15 protein-coding genes and 1 tRNA gene are annotated in these 19303 nt (G+C 31.1%); 5 read left to right on the forward strand and 11 right to left on the reverse strand.

Translation table 11 applies throughout. The features are described from left to right. The first annotated feature begins 175 nt into the window (after positions 1 to 175). The 5 genes from FH779_RS05195 (at position 176) to FH779_RS05215 (ending at position 7104) form a co-directional block, all read left to right on the forward strand. Positions 176 to 2062 (forward strand): S9 family peptidase, encoded by a 1887-nt coding sequence (locus FH779_RS05195; RefSeq protein WP_180906317.1) that lies wholly within the window; start codon positions 176 to 178, stop codon positions 2060 to 2062. A 178-nt stretch (positions 2063 to 2240) separates the two neighbouring features. Continuing rightward, positions 2241 to 2942, forward strand: coding sequence for a hypothetical protein (locus FH779_RS05200; protein WP_180906318.1), 702 nt, complete (start codon positions 2241 to 2243; stop codon positions 2940 to 2942). A gap of 47 nt (positions 2943 to 2989) precedes the next feature. Next, positions 2990 to 5170, forward strand: coding sequence for an ATP-binding protein (locus FH779_RS05205; protein ID WP_180906319.1), 2181 nt, complete (start codon positions 2990 to 2992; stop codon positions 5168 to 5170). Between the two features lie 3 nt (positions 5171 to 5173). Beyond that, entirely contained in the window at positions 5174 to 5728 is a 555-nt protein-coding gene (locus FH779_RS05210; protein ID WP_114999900.1) for a biliverdin-producing heme oxygenase, read from the forward strand. Between the two features lie 107 nt (positions 5729 to 5835). After that, positions 5836 to 7104 (forward strand): alkaline phosphatase family protein, encoded by a 1269-nt coding sequence (locus tag FH779_RS05215; protein ID WP_180906320.1) that lies wholly within the window; start codon positions 5836 to 5838, stop codon positions 7102 to 7104. Positions 7105 to 7282: 178 nt separating this feature from the next. Here the strand turns inward: FH779_RS05215 and FH779_RS05220 are convergent, their stop codons facing one another. The 11 genes from FH779_RS05220 to FH779_RS05270 all read right to left on the reverse strand — a co-directional run bounded on the left by FH779_RS05220 (position 7283) and on the right by FH779_RS05270 (position 19139). Continuing rightward, positions 7283 to 8236, reverse strand: coding sequence for an EamA family transporter (locus FH779_RS05220; RefSeq protein WP_180906321.1), 954 nt, complete (start codon positions 8234 to 8236; stop codon positions 7283 to 7285). A 71-nt stretch (positions 8237 to 8307) separates the two neighbouring features. Continuing rightward, a complete protein-coding gene (locus FH779_RS05225; protein ID WP_038333632.1) occupies positions 8308 to 8922 on the reverse strand; it encodes a deoxynucleoside kinase in 615 nt (204 codons plus the stop codon). A gap of 190 nt (positions 8923 to 9112) precedes the next feature. Next, positions 9113 to 9904, reverse strand: a complete 792-nt coding sequence (locus FH779_RS05230) for a hypothetical protein (protein ID WP_180906322.1) — start codon at positions 9902 to 9904, stop codon at positions 9113 to 9115. Then, positions 9905 to 10672, reverse strand: coding sequence for a sulfite exporter TauE/SafE family protein (locus tag FH779_RS05235; RefSeq protein WP_180906323.1), 768 nt, complete (start codon positions 10670 to 10672; stop codon positions 9905 to 9907). It lies immediately after the preceding gene. Between the two features lie 83 nt (positions 10673 to 10755). Continuing rightward, positions 10756 to 12072 (reverse strand): YCF48-related protein, encoded by a 1317-nt coding sequence (locus FH779_RS05240; protein ID WP_180906324.1) that lies wholly within the window; start codon positions 12070 to 12072, stop codon positions 10756 to 10758. 71 nt (positions 12073 to 12143) lie between these two features. Next, positions 12144 to 12215: transfer RNA gene (locus tag FH779_RS05245), tRNA-Arg, on the reverse strand. 28 nt (positions 12216 to 12243) lie between these two features. After that, positions 12244 to 13269, reverse strand: a complete 1026-nt coding sequence (locus FH779_RS05250; RefSeq protein ID WP_180906325.1) for an acyl-CoA dehydrogenase family protein — start codon at positions 13267 to 13269, stop codon at positions 12244 to 12246. Beyond that, a complete protein-coding gene (pnuC, locus tag FH779_RS05255; protein WP_180906802.1) occupies positions 13253 to 13840 on the reverse strand; it encodes a nicotinamide riboside transporter PnuC in 588 nt (195 codons plus the stop codon). The genes FH779_RS05250 and pnuC overlap by 17 nt, the downstream gene beginning before the upstream one ends. 181 nt (positions 13841 to 14021) lie before the next feature. Then, positions 14022 to 14375: an MmcQ/YjbR family DNA-binding protein gene (locus tag FH779_RS05260; protein ID WP_180906326.1), complete on the reverse strand. Its 354-nt coding sequence runs from the start codon at positions 14373 to 14375 to the stop codon at positions 14022 to 14024. 85 nt (positions 14376 to 14460) lie between these two features. Further along, complete coding sequence (locus tag FH779_RS05265) at positions 14461 to 15912, reverse strand: SusD/RagB family nutrient-binding outer membrane lipoprotein (protein ID WP_180906327.1); 1452 nt, start codon at positions 15910 to 15912, stop codon at positions 14461 to 14463. Positions 15913 to 15935: 23 nt separating this feature from the next. Beyond that, positions 15936 to 19139 (reverse strand): SusC/RagA family TonB-linked outer membrane protein, encoded by a 3204-nt coding sequence (locus tag FH779_RS05270; protein WP_180906328.1) that lies wholly within the window; start codon positions 19137 to 19139, stop codon positions 15936 to 15938. Positions 19140 to 19303 lie beyond the last annotated feature (164 nt).

The following is a 19303-nucleotide window of genomic DNA, read 5'->3' on the forward strand; positions in this document are numbered from 1 at the left end:
TAATATAAAATATATAGCCTAATTTTAAGAATCGATTAGACGATTTGAAAAAAATTATTAGCGGAGACATCATTTAAGTACAATTTGTACTGGATGATGTCTTTTTTTATCTATAAATTTAACCTTTCTCGATAAAGAATTGTTACTTTTACAATTATTTAGATTTGAAATTAACATGAATAGATTTTCTGTATTAGTCGCAAGTATTTTGATATCGACAACAGCAATGGGACAAAAAGTAATGACGCCAGAACTTCTTTGGCAAGTAAAAAAAGTAGCTCCAGTTGGAGTAACGAAAGATCAAAAAAATCTGATTTACAAAGTAACTTCTACTAACGTAAAAACACAAGAAGATACATCGAAAACGTATATGATTTCGTTGGCAGGAGGAAAAGCTTCGGAAATCGAAGATTATAAAACGCTTTTGGCTGATGAATCGTTGAATAAATCTCAACAATATAAAGCAGAAACTGATAAAGTTAAATTACAAAAGGTTTTTGGTTCTGATTATTATCCAGAAATGGAGAAATCAAATGTGCAGATTTATAATGAATTAAATTACAGACATTGGGATACTTGGAATGATGGAAATTACGATCATTTATTTGTGTCAGAAAATAAAGAAGGTTCGACTAAAATTGATGTTTTAAAAGACGAACCATATTCTGTTTCAGAATTTGTTTGGACACCAGACGGAACAAAAGTTTTGTATGTTTCTAAGAAAAAATTCGGAACAGATTACGCATTAAGCACAAATACAGATATTTATCAATACGATTTAGCAACGAAAACGACAAAAAATATCACGGAAGGAAAAATGGGTTATGACAATACACCAAGTTTTTCTTCTCAAGGAGATTTTGCGTTTTTGAGCATGGAACGAGATGGTTACGAAGCAGATAAAAATGACTTAATCGTTCGTCGTGGTGATATCGAAATGAATATTACAAAACATTGGGACGGAACCGTACAAGGTTATAAATGGAGCAATGATGGTAACAAAATTTATTTCAATGCGCCAGTAGGAGGAACAATTCAATTATTTGAGGTTGATGTAAACTTCAAAATGAGAAAAATGCCTTTCATCAAACAAATTACAAAAGGTGATTTTGATATTGCAGACATCAAAGAAATTGTTGGTAATAAAGCAATTGTTACAAAAACAGATATCAATCACGCTGCAGAAATTTATGTGGTTGATTTAAAATCTGGAGCATTAACGCAATTAACAAACGAAAACAAAGAGATCTTCGATAATATTGCGTTGAGTGATGTAAAAGCACGTAAAATTAAAACAACAGACGGAAAAGAAATGTTTGCATGGGTAATTTATCCGCCAAATTTCGATCCGAATAAAAAATACCCAATTTTATTGTATTGTCAAGGTGGACCACAATCTGCTTTAACTCAATTCTATTCTCCTCGTTGGAATTTCCAATTAATGGCAGCACAAGGGTATATTGTAATTGCGCCAAACCGTCGTGGAATGCCAGGTCATGGAGTAGAGTGGAATGAGCAAATTTCTAAAGATTGGGGAGGACAAGTAATGCAAGATTATTTGGCTGCGATTGATGATATTTCGAAGGAATCTTATGTAGATAAAGATCGTCGTGGTGCTGTTGGTGCGTCTTACGGAGGATATTCTGTTTATTATTTAGCAGGTATTCACGAAGGTCGTTTCAAATCTTTTATTGCACATAATGGTGTTTTCGATTTGAAATCGATGTACGGAACTACAGAAGAAATTTTCTTTACAAACTGGGATGCTGGTGGCGCTTGGTGGGAAACAAATAACAAAGCTGCGCAAAAAACGTACTCTAAATTTGATCCAAGTAGTACAGAATTAGTAAATAAATGGAATACGCCAATGTTAATTTATGTTGGAGGTCATGATTATCGTGTGCCAATGGGACAAGGGCAAGAGGCTTATCAAATTTTACAATTGAAAGGAATCAAATCTCGTTTTATTTATTTCCCTGAAGAAAATCACTGGGTGTTAAAACCTCAGAATTCTGTGATTTGGCATACCGAATTTTTCAAATGGTTAAAAGAAACCTTGTAATTCAATTGATTTATAAATCATAACTATAATTTAAAAGTGCAATTTCTATAGAAATTGCACTTTTTTTATTTCTTTGAAAATCAATGACAATATCTAATAAACGAACCAATTATTTTTTTAAATTTTGTAGAGTAGAATAATCGTTGTAAATTCAAAAACATAAGTCAAAACCCAATTTATGAGTAAGGATAATAACAAAATATATTTTTCGAATAGCCCATTTACAAACGGACACAAAGTAATAGATTTTGTTTGGAGTGCTCGCCTTGATGAAAATTTTGACCTTTGGATGGATCTTCATTTAGAGTCAGATAATTATGACGAAGAAGAGGAATATAAAGATGATTTGGATGAGATAGATGACATTTCTGAAGAGAATGCCGAAAAACAGCTTTGGATTAATTATGATCATGCTATCATCTCGAGTACATATTGGAACAACAAAGGGATAAAGATCGAAAATGATGCGCAATTAGATTTTAATCAACTCAATAAAAAAACATTCGAAATTGATCCTCTTCCAGTAAATCTTGATGATTCAATAAATCTTGCTTTTGGTATTTCAATGTTAGGAAATGACACGGTTGCACAGCACGAAATTACGTTTTTAGATACAGAAGAATTTGGTGTTTTCGATATCAAATGGAAAGGGAAAATTGCCAATACTTATTTAGGAGAAACTGATTTTAATTACGATTTTTATGTCTATATGAAGAACATAAAATTTAACGGAATTAAAGTTCATCCTTCGTTAGAAAAAGAAAAAGTTACAACATTTTTTGAGAAAAGTTTAACTCATTTTAGTGATTTCGAATTAGTAGATACCGATGAATTAGAGTTAGAAAACTATATTCTGAAAATTAAAAGACAAGAAGATTAAAAAATAAATTTACCTTAGATTCATAATTACACTCCTAAACCATTTATATGATCAACCAAATCATCAAAAATTGTGAAGACGAAGAAATTCAGTTTCTCAACGAAATTCAACCTTTTGGATATTTGATAGGAATTCATAAAAATTCGCATCAAATTGAATTTTTTTCTCAAAATATTGATGAATTATTTGAAATTTCTACCGAAAAGATATTAAGCCAACATATTAATCAACTTCATGATTTTGAGCTTGATTTTGATGAGGTTTTGAATTTAGAACAAGGTGAATTTTACCGAACTAATACAAAAGTTAATTCAAAAACCTATCATTTAACAGTTTATCATTTTGATGAATTGATTTATTTAGAGTTAGAAGAATTAATTATTTTAGAAAACAGATTAGCTTATTATAATTTTTCTGAACAAATCCTGTACTCTAAGTCTATAAGCTCAACTTGGGATTTGTTAATTTCGTCTATCAAGAGTTTGATTCATTACGAGAGAGTAATGTTGTATAAATTTTTGGAAGATGGTAGTGGCGTTGTTATAGCGGAAGAAATTGATAAGGGATTAGATTCTTATATGGGTTTGCGTTTTCCCGAATTTGATATTCCTAAACAAGCACGTCAACTGTATTTAGAGAAAAAAAGCCGTTTGGTTGCAGATGTAGACAGTAAAAGAATCATTTTAATTGGTAATGAGAATTATCAAAAAATAAACTTGATGTACTCTTCTGTTAGAGCACTTTCTCCAATACATCTACAGTATTTACGCAATGCTAATTGTGAAGCAAGTTTCTCTATTTCTATTGTAATTAACGAAAAATTGTGGGGAATTGTAGCATGTCAGAATTCCAAGCCGAAATTTATTCCAAATCAAGTTCGTTTGCAAACCGAATTATTGACGCGTCAAGCAAGGTTGACTTATGTGAATTTTAAATCAACTGAACGATTAAAGTTCCAAAATCATTTTAACGAAACAGCGATTAAATTGAAAGAGAATCTTTTAACAGAAGAAAATCTTCAGCAATCAATGAACAATAATCTAAAAGAGGTTCTTAACCTTACAAAGGCAGATGGAATTGCATTGGTTAATTTTGACGATGTTTTTGTAGAAGGCGAAACGCCAGATAAAGAAGAAATTTTGAGAATAAAAGAATGGGCATTTAAAAGAAACTCAGCACGTTTATTTACCTCGAATACTTTTTATCTAGATTATGGACAAGAGATTAGGCTTAGTCCAAGTTCGGCTGGTGTAATGTTTTGTTTTCTAAATCAAACTTACGAACATTTTATTATTTGGTTCAAAAAAGAACAAGTTCAAACCTTAGATTGGGCTGGAGAACCAAGTAAAATTAAAAATGTAGATGTTATAAATGGCGATGAAATACATAGTTTTTCTCCTCGAACTTCTTTCAAAATTTGGCAAGAGAATATTAAGAATAAATCGTTTATTTGGTTAGATAAGGAGAAATATGTTGCCAAAGAAGTAATAAAGTTAATTATAGAAACACTTCATTTACAATCATTCAAAATTCATAGTTTATATGAGCAATTAAAGGAAATAAATGACGAATTAGACTCGTTTACCTATACAGTTTCTCACGATTTACGTACACCTTTATCGGTGATGAAATTGAATTGTCAGATGCTTCAAAGAAGTTTGATAGATGATGAAATTAAAAATGATCGATTAAAAAGTGTTATTGAAGAAATTGATCGAATGACACAAATGATGCAGGATCTTTTGGCGTTGAGTAAAGCTAAAAAATCAGAAATTGTATTGTCTACAATCGAAACAAAACCAATCATAGAAAAGATTATACACGATGTTTTATTGTATTATAAAACTAATGATACACAAGTTGTTGTAGAAGAAATACATAATGTTTTGGGGGATAAAACGATGTTTTATGAGGTTTTTCTGAATATTATTGGTAATGCAATAAAATATTCTTCCCAAGCACAACATCCAATCATAAAAATATGGTCAGAATTGAATGAAGAGGAGGTTATTTTTAAAGTAAAAGATAACGGAATCGGAATAAAACAGGAAGATTACAACAAGATGTTTAAGCTATTTAGCAGAATGTCTAACACAGGAAATATCTCTGGAAATGGTGTAGGGCTTTCTATTGCGCACAGAATGATGGATAGAATGAATGGTGGTATATCTTTTGAAAGTAAAGTGGGAGAAGAAACAACTTTTATATTAACATTTAAAAAAATCTAACAAATGCTATCTGATTATTTAAAAGAAAAAACAGCGGTTTATCACAAAGAAATTGAAGATAAATTAGAATCGAATAAATTGTTTAACAGCACATTTACAGATAAAAATTATTATAAAATGTTGCAGGTTAATCATATTTTTCTAAAATCGTATGAAGATTCTATTAAAGAATTTTTGAATGAAAAAGACTTAGAAAATTTAGCCTTAACAAAACTCAATAAATTGTCTTTGATTGAACAAGATATTAACGAGTTGGGCTTAGAAGAATTGAATATACCAAAACAATTCGAATTACAAAATAGAGCCGAAGCAATTGGAGCTTTATATGTGATAGAAGGTTCTATGCTTGGCGGAAATGTGATTGCAAAAACACTGAAAAAATATCCATTTTTAGAGAATAAAAGTTTCAATTATTTTGGACATTATGGTGAAAACCTTGGTCAAATCTGGAAAACTTTTATTGGTTATATCAATCAAGAATTTACAACAGAAGAAGAGCAACAACAAGTTTTTGAAGGTGCTAAAAAAGCCTACGAAGATTTGATAAGTTTTGCTTAACATATTATGAAACTGGTTTATTTATAAATCAGTTTTTTTATTGTTTTTCATGAAGATTTGACATTTTTTTAATTCATTCTAAGTATAAAACTTTCTAAATTTGAGGCATGAAAAAATCAATACTTAGTATATTTTCTGCAATTGTTTTAACGTTCTCTGTTACAGCAAATGCGCAAGAAATCGAAGAACAAATAGTAATCGAAAATCGTGTGAATGATGCTAAACAACAAGATAAACCTTATGTTATCTTGATTTCGGCAGATGGTTTTCGTTATGATTATGCTCAAAAACATGAAGCTAAAAATCTATTAGCTTTGGCTAAAAATGGAGTAAAAGCTGATGCCATGTATCCGTCTTTTCCATCGGTTACATTTCCAAATCATTACACAATTGTAACTGGTTTAACGCCTATTCATCACGGTTTGGTGGGGAATAATATGTTAGATAGAGAAGTTGGCGATCGTTATTCATTGGGAAATAGAAATGCAGTTATCAATCCGAAATGGTACGGAGGAACGCCAATTTGGAATCTTGCAGAGCAGAACAAAATGTTAGCTGCTTGTTACTATTGGCCAGGTTCGGAAGCGCCTATTAATGGTATGTTTCCAACGTATTCGTACAAGTATTCGGAAAAATCACCAATTGACTATCGTATTCAGCAAGTAGTTAATTGGTTGGAATTACCAGCTGAAAAACGTCCACATTTGATTACGTTCTATTTTCCGGAAGTAGATCACGCGGGGCATTCTTTTGGTCCTGATGCGCCTGAAACAAAGGAAGCTGTACAGTTTGTAGATCAATCAATCAAGAAATTGAATGATGAGGTTGCAAAAACAGGTTTGAAAGTGAATTTTGTGTTTGTTTCTGATCATGGAATGACAAGAATCGATGATGAAAATCCATTGAAATTACCAATCAAAATTGATGAATCGAAAGTACAAGTTGCTTCAAATGGATCTTATGTAAGCCTTTTTGTAAAAGATAAAAATGATATTGAATCTATTTACAAAGAAATAAAAGCTGTTCAGAATAATACATTCGAAGTTTATAAAACAACAAATGTTCCGTCGAAATATCATTTTGATAAAAAGAATGATCGATACAATCGTATTGGAGATATTATTTTGATTGCACATGCGCCAAACTATTTTTCAAACAAAAATGCACCGAAAGGTTCGCATGGTTTTTATGTAAAAGAAACGCCAGAAATGAAAGCGACTTTTATGGCTTGGGGACCAAATATTAAGTCTGGTAAAGAGATTAAAGTTTTTCCAAATACAGAAATCTATCCAATGCTTGCGAAGTTATTAGGTTTGCCAATTCAAGAAAAAATTGATGGAACAAATCAATTAGCAAATAAAATTTTGGTGAAATAATTTAGATTTTATTCAAAATACAAAGCCAACTTATTAGAGTTGGCTTTTTTTGTGATTGAATTTGTCATTCAGAATTTATCTTAGAATCATATTATTTATGATGATAAGCTGAAATAAATTCAGCTTATAAAAAATGGAACTCAAAAAAAATCCCCAACATTTGTTGGGGATTTTGAATTTATTTTTTCTTGAAATTTAGATTTGATATAATAATAGCAAAAATAATAACGGCGATTCCTGTCCATTGTATTGCGAGAACTTGCTCGTGTAAAAGGACAAAAGCCATAGTTACGGAAACGGGTAATTCTAACGAAGAAACAATACTTCCCAAACCTAATCCTGTGTGCGGAAAACCTTTGTTTAAAAGAATAGGAGGTAACACAGTCCCGAAAATTGCCAATGGTAATCCCCAAGTATAAAAAATGCTAAAATTGAATGCATGAATTCCATTTACATCACTCGAAAAGTTGTTGTAAAAGCTCATTAAACCATCAAAATAATAAGGTCCGATTTGGCTAAAAAACAAAAATAAAGACACAATAATAGCACCTCCAAAAAGCATCCACAAACTTTTTTTGTAAGCTGGTAAATAATTGGCTAAACTATTAGATGTAAACATAGTAGCTGTAAAAGAACAAGCTGCTAAAAATCCCCAAAACAATCCTTTAGGATTTAATTCGACTTCTTGGTTGATTAAATTTGTAGCCAAAACAGTTCCAAATAATACCAAAACCATTGCAATTAATTTTTTGGCAGAAGGAAATTGTTTACCCAAAATACTTTCAACCAAAATACTAATCCAAACCGTTTGCATCAACAATACAATTGCGATTGACACATTGATATATTGCACCGCTAGATAGTAAAATAAACTTGTGAAACCTAACGAAGTTCCGGCAAGAACCAACCTTTTTTTATCTTTTTGTTCAATCTTTGGTAAATCTTTTTTACTCATCATAAACAAGTTGATGATTCCCAAAATCAAAATTCCTAATACAAACTGCGAAGTCGTTACCTCGGCAGTTGTATAGCCTTGATCGTATGCAATTTTTACAAATGTTGCTAACATTCCGTAGAAGCTGGCGCCCATTGCAACGAACAAAACTCCTTTCAAAATACTTTTATTTTCCATAATTTTTTACGCAAAAAAACGGCCTGATTAAATTTAAAATCAAGCCGTGCAAGTTACTTTATTTTTTTTGACTAAAAAAGTCCGTTAATTTCTCCTTCTATTTTATTGAAAATGAATCCTAAATCTTCTTTATTTTCAACAAAATCTAAATTATCCACGTCGATTACCAACACTTTTCCTTCTTTATAATTCGAAATCCACTTGTCGTATTTCTCGTTTAGACGATTCAAATAATCAATACTAATCGAGTTTTCGTAATCGCGACCACGTTTCTGAATTTGCGAAACCAATGTAGGAATTGAAGCTTTAAGATAAATCAATAAATCTGGTGCTTCTACAAAACTTGTCATCAAATTAAAAACACGCAAATAGTTGTTGTAATCTCTCGTAGACAATAATCCCATATCGTTCAAGTTACTCGCAAAAATATGCGCATCTTCGTAAATTGTACGATCCTGAATAATGTCTTTTCCACTTTCTCTAATCTCTTTTACTTGATTAAAACGGCTTCCTAAGAAATAAATCTGAAGATTGAACGCCCATTTTTCCATGTCGTTGTAAAAATCATCCAAATATGGATTCATTTCTACATCTTCAAACTGAGCTGTCCAGTTGTATTGTTTTGCTAAAAGGTTTGTTAGAGTAGTTTTACCTGCTCCAATATTTCCGGCTATGGCGATATGCATTTTCCAATTATTTTAACGCTTGCAAATATACTAAAGCTTAATTTTCAAAACAAAATCTAAGCAAGCGACTCATAGAAAAATCTTTTTTTAGAAAAAAATTATTCCGATTGATTTATGATTTTTTATTCAATTATAAATTAAAAATAAATAAGGTTTAGTAATTAATTTTAATTGATTAAATAGTTTGTTATTAATAGTTTGTATTTAAAATCGTATAAGTGTAAATTTTATTTTCGACCAATGTATAAAGATTTTTTTCGTTAAGTGCAAAACTTTTTACATTTTCTAAATCAATAAAAGTTGTCAAATTTTGATTGATAATATTTTTTGATATTAGCTTATTGTAATTTATATAGAAAATAACATCTTTATAAAAATAAAAAGGTTGATGATTGGTGTCAAATTCAAAATTAGATTTGAAATTTCCATAATCATCATAAACATAAATCGTTTTTTGACCTTTTAAATACACCAAATTTTTGTACACATGTATTTTATCGATTGATTGATCATTATGCTTCAAATAGATTTGTTTTGATGTCAGAATTGGTTTTTGCAACTGATAATTATAGTAAACAATTTTATTCCCAATCAAATCATAAAACCAACAAAATTGCGTGTCAACAACTTTTAATGCAGCAGGCATAAAATCGTTTGATTTAATCTTTACAATATCCTGAATAGGATTCAAATCTTCATCTAAAATAGTGAGTTGATTAAAATTTGAATACACATAAGCTCGAAGCGGATTATTGACATCAACCGAAGTAATGATATTTTTAAGATCAATACTTTTGTTCTTTTTCGATTGAAATATTTTTTCAATTCTAGTGTCCGAAATCAAATAAATCGAATTATTTAGATCAGTATCAATTGATTTGATTGTCTTATTTTCAATCAAAACAGAATCTTTTAACTCAAACTTTTGAGCAAAAACAGTGATAAATATCGAAACAAAAATGATTGAAAAAATGGTTTTCATTTACTTGAAAATTACTTCATAACCAAATCTACAAATTGAGAGTAGGATTACCAAAATAAATATGTATCGAATAAATTTATTCCCTTTGTTGATGGCTAATTTTGCTCCAATAAAACCTCCTAAAGCGTTGCAAACAGCCATTGGTAAAGCTATTTTCCAGATAATTTGCCCTTTGATTAAAAATAAACAAATCGAACCAAAATTAGTCGCTAAATTGATCAGTTTTGCATTGGTATTAGCTTTCAAAAAATCCATTCCAAGAAGTGTTACGAATCCCAAAATAAAGAAAGTTCCAGTTGCTGGACCAATAAAACCATCGTAAAAACCTACAGCGATACTCACAATACAACCATTAATAATCGCAATGTGATAAGGGATTTTACGTTCGGTAGCTTGTCCAAAATCTTTCTTGAAAATCGTGTAAATGGCTAAAACAATCAAAATGATTAATAAAACAGGTTTCATAAAATCATTATTGATAACCGTTAACAATTGCGATCCTAAAAAAGCGGAAACAAAAGCACATATCGCCATAATCGCAAAAAGTTTCCAATCTATTTTTACTTTTTTAAGGTATTGTGAAGTTGCTAAAGCTGTTCCACTAAATGCTGGAATTTTTAGTGTTCCGATTACTGTTGAAACAGGTAAATTAGGCAAAAAAGCAAGCGATAAAGGCGTTTGTATTAATCCTCCACCACCAACAATAGAGTCTATGAAGCCGGCACAAAAAGCTGCCATGCATAAATAGAATAAAATCTCGATTTCCAAAACTGAAAAATTTTGGCAAATGTAGAAATAGAAAAGGACAAAACCTTGGTTTTGTCCTTTCTAATTTTTTTATAAGATGTAAATTATTTTACAATAAACTTCACTGTTCCATAAGCACCATCAGCATAAGCTACGCGAGCATAGTATACACCAGCTTTTAATGCAGAAATATTAACATCTTTAGATTGTACTTCTGAAAGTTTTCTTCCTGTTAAGTCTCCAACCAATACGCTTTTTATTTCTTTGTTTGAAATAACATTAAGTGTACCACCATTTACAACAGCTTTTAATTCAACTTTTGTTGCTGTTTGTTCTGTCGTCGCTAATGTACAGCCTGGAATATCATTTAATTTTAAAACGCCACCTGTTCCTTTTGTATCTGAAGTGTAATGACCAACCCAAACAGATTTACAATCGTAAGCTCCGATAAATAATCTTTGTTGCCCATCATCAATCTTAGTCCAAGTTTTACCATTATCCTTAGAATAAGCAGATCCTACACCTAATTCTGAAGCTGAGCTAAATCCTGTTGAAAGGAAGATTCCATTAGATCCAGGGATATATGAAATATCTCCATCATAATAACTATTTGATGACATAACATCCCAGTTAGCTCCACTATCTTCAGTGAACCATAATACAGCTGTATTATCTACTAACAATCCATATTTAGATGAAGAAAAGGACATGCTAGCACTTGAGTCTTCACCTGAAAAATCATCGACTGGAGAAAAGTAAGATTTCCAAGTAGCTCCTCTATCATTTGTATGTAAAATTCTACCAGTATTTGAAGTTAACCATAAATCTTCTCCTAAAAATACTCTACCAGCTACGTATCCATATTCAGTACTAACTAAAGTTGAAGGAGCTGTGCCTAATGTACTCCAAGTATTACCTCCATCTGTCGTTTTGTACATTTCGTATTTACCATTAATAGGATCTCCAATAACCAAACCATTATTTGCATCAAAGAAATGAATGATATTTCCGAAAGAACTAGTTCCAAATACTCCTGAAACTTTAGCCCATGATGTTCCGCTATTTGTTGTTTTCCATAAACCATTTGCAGCTCCAGAACCTGAAGCAGGTGCTGTTACAATAAACGCTGTTGTACCATTTACAGCTCCGATATCTGATATTAATGCATTCGAAGGTAAACTAGATACTAAATTAGCTTTCCAAGTTGATCCTCCATTAGTTGTTACTCCTACATATTTAGGATATGTTTGAGTACCAGCTCCATCAAAATAAGTAATCCATGCTGTATTAGGATCTACAATAGAGTATTCTCTTGCTCCAAAGGATTGTAATGGAATACCACTATTTTGTGTTGTATAAGTTTGACCAAAAGATACAGCTACTGCTGCTATCGATAAAAGAGATAGTAATTTTTTTCTCATAATAACGTGTTAATTAATAATTAGTGATATGCTAAACTATGAAAAAAAAATTGCAAAAAAAAATAAAATAGCGACCACGAAGGGATTCGAACCCTTACTGTCAGAACCGGAATCTGATATTCTATCCATTAAATTACGCAGTCAAAAGTTTTGCAAATATAGATAAATAGACTATTTGAGTTGAATATTTTGTCTAAAATTTCGGTGTTGAGTTGCGGTAAAATAATCTCTGAAAATTTGATTGATTTCTTCATTGATTTTTGAAGCTTTAATTCCAAGTTGTGGATAAATTTCAATGATAAATTGAGTGATTTTTTCAACAGTTTCTATTCCAAATGAATGAATTTCAGTTTCGATTTCTTCTGAAATAGGAGAATTATTTACTAATAAGTTTTCTATTGTTTTAGCAAACTCAATAGTTTTCGAAGTTGATTTAATAACGAAATGTTCGAAATCTGTTTGTTTTTGGTAATGAATAATTTCTAAACTTTTTTCGATAAAATGTTCAGCCATTCCAAGATAATTTACCAATAAAGTTAAATCAGCAAAAATTCGGAAAGGTATTTTTTCGACCAAATCATCACTATAAAATTGATTATAAATAAAACTATAATCTTGATGAACGATTTCATTTTCTACTTCAAAACTATGAGAAGATGTTGCAACCATTCCCATTGATTTCCAAGTTGAAATTAATTTAACTTGAGATTGATTTAAAATGAATGACAAAAACTTTGGTTCACCATTTTCGTCCAATATTTCTTTTCCATCTTCGATTATTTTCGCATTTAATGTAAAATGAGTGAGGTAAGGAGCGCCAGTTGCATAATGCCATAAACCATTTATGATATATTTATCTCCAACTTTTTCAGCAGTTCCACCAAGCATTCCGCTTCCTCCAAAACACGTTTTTTGTAAAGAAAATAAACTAGAAGCAACATCAGGTTTTAAATTTCGAGAAAAATAATTTGCACCACTACAAAGCGTTACAAACCAACCTAAACTTCCGTCAATTTTAGCAACAGATTGTAAAACTTTTAATCCTTCGGAAAAATGTAAACCAAGTCCATTGCATTGTTTAGGAACCCAAATATTCAACCAGTTTTGAATATAAATATGATCGAGAACTACTTGATTAAAGGATTCTTTATTCAATAATTCTTGTCGAAGTTTGGGAATATCAAGCATTGTTTTCATTCAAAATTTTTCTCCAATTGAAATATCCAGAAATTGCCACGCAAAATAAAATCAACGATAAAATAGCGTATAAGTACAAATCTTTGTGAATCATTAATGGAATTGAAATAATGTTACTAATATTCAATAAAATCCAATTTTCGAGTTTACGTTTTGCCATTAACCACATACCTGCCCAAGCAAATGCACTTACAACCGAATCCCAAATAGGAACGTCAGAATCGGTGAAATGTGTGAGTGCTAAATAAAAAATAGTAAAACTGCTTAAGACAATTCCTGCGACAATTCCCCATTCTTTTTTGTTGGTTTTCGTAATTTCGATTTCGTGTTTTTGTTGTCCAAATTTCCAATACAACCAACCATAAATGCTCATTACTAAATAATAAATATTAAGTGTGAATTCGGCATATAGCTTAGAATTGAACATGACGAAAAGCGATAATGTAATTCCTGCAATTCCAAATAAATAATTTTTTGGATTGTTGAATCTCGCCAATACGACTTGAAAAATAGAAAAAGTGACACCCAGCCATTCGAGCCAAGTTGTTTGTAAAATAATTTCCTTCATCATAATTTGTTTTGATGAGGAGATAGAAGTTATTGCTAACATCAATTCCTCCGCCAGCATTATCTGGATCAGGTATAGAACAAAATTGTTCTTGGGTATATTCTCAGCTTTTTAGCACCCCATTGAAAGACAAAGATGATAATATCTATATAAATAACCTAAAAATATTAAGAATTAGTTTAAATTATTCTTTAAGTACCTCAGGTCGTTTGGATTTTGGTAAAGTTAAGATGACTAAATTGTAAGAATCTTTTATCCATTCTTTGATTTGAACGTCTTTTACATCTTGATGAATTTTAACGGTATTCCAATGCTTTTTGTTCATGTGATAACCAGGAATTACAGCTTCGAAAGTTGCACGTAATTCGATTGCGTTATCTGGATCACATTTGATATTTACAGAATCAAAATTGTCAATATCACAAAGGCAAAACATTTTTCCAGCGATATAAAAAACCAAAGTAGTTTGATCAAAAGGAAATTTTTCTTCGACCAATGGAAGTCCTAAACAAAACTCTCTTAATTCTTCGATATGCATAAAGATATTTTTAGTGAAGATACAAATAAAACGAAAACGACCTTAATTACAAGGTCGTTTTCTATTAAATGTGGAATGTATGCAATTAATTTACATCCCACCAAACACGCGTGTTGATGTTATCTGGTCCCATTTGTTGAAGTGCATTTTGATAGCCTTCTGGATTATAATTTCTAACACTTGTTGGATAAAGCATACGACGAGGCATTTTTTTATCATTCAACATGGTAGAAGTTGTCGGTAATTTTGGAAAACCAGTTCTTTTATATTCAAACCATTGTTGGTAATCTGTAAAGAATAAAGCAAAATATTTTTGATCAATGATACGTTCTAAAGTATTGTTGTATTTGATTTTTTCTTGCTCCATAAATTCAGCAGTTGGCTCGATATTTGTCCATAATTGTACAGCAGATTTTACAGCTTTATCATAATGAGTTTTTGCATCACCACCTAAACCTTTTTGAGCCATTTCAGCTTTTATAAACTCAACCTCTGCATAAGTCATTAATGGAATTTTCATCGGAGTGACAACAATTGCATTGTTAGGAGATGACGGATTGAATTTGTAATCAGAACTATTTCCTTCGTAAGCTGCAGGAACTCCTTTGTAACCTAATGAAGAACCATCCAAATTAGAAGCTTTATTGACTAAAATTGGTAAACGAGGATCATTAGTTTCATTCATTTTATCAATAAAAAATGTTGTGAATGTTCGGCTATCTCTATAATCTTGTGCTCTTGGCCAAGGAGATAAACTTGGTGCTAAACCAGAAATTTGTAAAATAGCAGATTCTGATTCACTTTCGAAAATAGGATAAGTTGTCGGATTATCAATTATTTTTTTAAGTTCTGTTAAGGCAGATGCATCACGATTCGAAATTCTTAATAATAATCTCATTTTAAGAGAATTTGTGAATTTTTTCCAACGTGTTATATTGATGTTTTTTTCACTACTTGGGAATAAAATATCGGTACCATATTTTAGACCTAAATTAGTTACATATAATTGATTTGCTTTCTCTAAATCATTTAATAATTGCTTATAAATATCTTGTTGTGTATCAAATTTTGGTTTTGTAATTCCTTCTTCTGCTTTGGCTGCTTGAGAAAAAGGAACATCGCCAAACATATCGGTTAAATTAGAAATAACTAAAGAACGAAGCGTTAATGCAATTGCTTGATAATTGACATCTCCAGCTTTTTGCGAAACTTTTAGCATTTCCTCCAAATTAACAAGATTTGTGTAGGCATTATTCCAAGTCGAATTTCCCGTTCCTGTTGTTACATCATAACGATGAAGTCCCATTGCATTGCTTGGATAAGGAATATGAACTTGCATCAATTGAGCTGTAATATCGTAGTTTTTTAAAACATTATTTTCAGCCAAATCATAAAGAACAGGATTTAAAACAGAACCTGAATTAATTTCTGTGATTAAGTTTGGATCTTCATTTGCTTTCTCAAAATCGTTTGTACAAGAGAAAACAGTTGAAATTATAGTGAAGGCAAAAAATAGTTGAATTGAAATCTTTTTCATTTTAATAAATTGAATGTTGTAAATTATAATGAAGCTTTTAAGGTTACTCCATACGTTGCTGTTGACGGCATTTGTCCCATTTCAACTCCAGGTACATAAGTATTTCCATTTAATGATGCTGTTTCTGGATCGTATAAAGGAAAATCACTAATCGTGAATAAATCGCGTCCGTAAACTGTTAATGACAATGCTTGTAAACCTGTTTTTGATAATAATCTTTTAGGAAAATCAAATGTTAAACTGACATCTCTTAATTTTAAATATGAAGCTTCGAATGAATTAGATTCTACATTTGCACGACGATTATATTCAGCATAATAAGTTGCCACATCAGCTTTTGTTGTATTTGGAGAATAAGTTCCGTCAGCATTCAATACAACACCATTTCCAATGATGTAACCATCTTCTCGACCAGGTAAAGAATCTGCCAATTTTCCTTGCTCCATCATTTTGTGATAAGTTTGTGAATAGACAATTCCACCATATTGTCCGTCTAATGTAAAACTGAAACGCAATGTTTTGAATTTGATTTCATTTGTGAAACCTGCTCTCCATTTAGGTGTTGCGTCTCCAACATATTCTATTAATCCATTTTTAAGTGGAACACCTGTTTTTGCATCATAAATGATTTGTCCCGCATCGTTTCTTACAAATTTTTCACCATATAGAGCTGTAGAAGAACCGCCAACTTTAGCAATTTGATAAACTGTTCCAGATTGACCAAGAATCATTTGATCACCTTCTATTCCTTCTACTAAAGATTTTACTTTGTTTTCATTTTTAGACCAAGTTCCTATCATTTTCCATTCAAAATCTTTACTTTTAATTGGAGAATATGTAGCTGCTATTTCAATTCCACGGTTTTCAATCTCTCCTCCATTTACCACTCTTCTTGAATAGCCAGTTGTGATATCATTTGGTAATTCGAAGATTTGATTTTTTGTACTTTGTTGATAAACTGTAAAATCTAAGCTTAATCTTTTCTTAAATAATAAAGCTTCGAAACCAGTTTCCCATGATGTTGTAGATTCAGGTTTAATATCAGGATTAAATAATCTTCCAGGTACTACTGCAGATGCTGTAAAATCGCTTTGATCGTAATATCTATTTGTCCAACCTGTTGTACCTCCGTTACCAACTTTAGCAAATGATAAACGGTATTTTAAGTAATTAATTGGTCCTTTTATTTTGAATAAATCTGACAGAATAAAACTTGAAGAGACTGAAGGATAAAAGAATGAGCTATATTTTACTGCAACAGAAGAATTCCAGTCGTTACGACCTGTAAAATCAACGAAAATCATGTCTTTCCAACCAAATGAAGCCATTCCATATAATGAATTTTCTTTTAAATTAGAATCATACGTTCTTGCAAAAGGAGAAGTTAATCCATTCGAAAGTTTATAAACTCCAGGCGAAGCTAAACCATTTACCCAAGCCGTTAAATTTCTGTATTCATAATTTTTTCTATTACCTCCAACATTTGCATTGAAACCAAAATCTCCCCATTTATCAGTATAAGTTAATAAGAAATCGATATTTGTTTCAGTTTTAGATATGTCTTGTCTTTTGTAATATCCATTCGGCGTACGATTCATATCAAATGGACGTTTTTGTTCGCGCAATTGAGTATAGGTATTAATTGCAGGACGAAGCATTAAACTTAGTTTGTTACTTAATTTAATATCGGCTTCAATATTACCAATCAATTGATTACTTCTTAATGGATTAACAGCTTCGTAAGCAATAGCATAAGGATTGTCCATGTACGAACTAAATGGGCGAATCATTTTTACTCCATCGAAATCCTTTTTCCAAATTGGTTTGTACCAATTTAAATCTACGTTTGGATTTTGGAAGATCATAAAATAGGCTATAGATCCATTATTGTAACCAGTTCCTGGTAAATTATCACTTGTTTTTCGAGTATAGTTTAAGGCAGTCGAAACTTTGATACGATCACTCACTTGATAATTTCCATTAATCGCAGCAGTATAATTCTCGTAGCCTGTATTTGGCATAATCCAGCTATTTTTCTGATGTCCAATAGAAGCTCTCATACTTCCTTTGTCATTTCCACCAGAAAGTGTAACTGCATTACTGAAAGTAAAACCAGTTTGCCAAAATCCTTTTCTATTATCTTTATAAGCACGCCATAAAGTTCTTTCAGCCCCTTGTTTTTCTAAAGTTGGATCATATTGAAAAAATGATTGTCCGTCAAATTTTGGACCGAATGCAGAAGAAGTACTTCCTGTATTTGGTCCATCTGCTGAGGTTTGATATGAGTAATAAGGATTGCCATTTTTATCGAAACTCTTTCCAGTTCCTTGACCATATTCATATTGAAAATCTGGCCAATTGTTAATAACGTCAATAGCTACAGTTGATTTATATTCTAAACCTAATTGTTTACCTTTTTTACCTGATTTTGTTGTTATAATTAAAGCTCCATTTGCAGCTTTATTTCCATAAAGCGCTGCTGCGGCAGGACCTTTTAAAACGGTTACACTTTCGATATCCGCTTGATTGATATCAGAAATACCATTACCAAAATCGATAGGCGAATCATCGCCCATGTAAGCAGTATTATTTCCAGAAGAAGTCATTTCTGTGCTCATTGGAACACCATCGATGACAATTAAAGCGTAATTTTTTGATTGATCGATTGAATTTGCTCCGCGTAAAATAATTTGCTGAGAATTGATTGGTCCATTTCCTCCAGAAATAATATTAAGACCAGCTACTTTTCCTTTCAATCCCGAAGACCAGTTATTCGCTTCTGCTGTTGCAAGTTCTTCCGAACCTATATTTTGTTGAGCAAATCCTAATTTTTTCTGCTCTCGCTTTATCCCCAAAGCAGTTACAATTACCTCATTCAGTTGGTTAGATTCTTCTTGTAAAGTAATTTTTACTTGAGAAATATCTTTCGGTGTGTATTCAATAAATTTGTGTTGAGATGAATTTACCAATAATGTAGGATGAGCAACATTTACTGAAACAAATTCGAAAAAACCATCTCCGTCTGTAAATGTTTTAAAAGATGTTCCCTTGATGATGATTTCTACATCTGCAACTCCTAATCCGTTTTGATCAACGATTTGACCTTTGATTGGATTTTGATCTTGAGAAATCGATTGATGATAATCTGTTTTGGTATAAGTTTTAGCATTGGCGTGTAAACTTAAAAATCCACCTAGTAGAAGTAGTGGTAATTTTAATTGCTTCATGACTGTAAAAATGAAATGTTTATGTGTTAAAAATTTTAACAAAACTAGAACTTCTGTTTATGAAGTTGTTTAACTCATGGTTAAGAGATTTTTAAGTAAACATTACTAAAATAGAGGTCTTGATATTAGTTTTACATTTGAGTAAAGGTTTATTGATTTTTATT

This window comes from Empedobacter falsenii (assembly GCF_013488205.1).
Lineage (GTDB): Bacteria > Bacteroidota > Bacteroidia > Flavobacteriales > Weeksellaceae > Empedobacter > Empedobacter falsenii_C.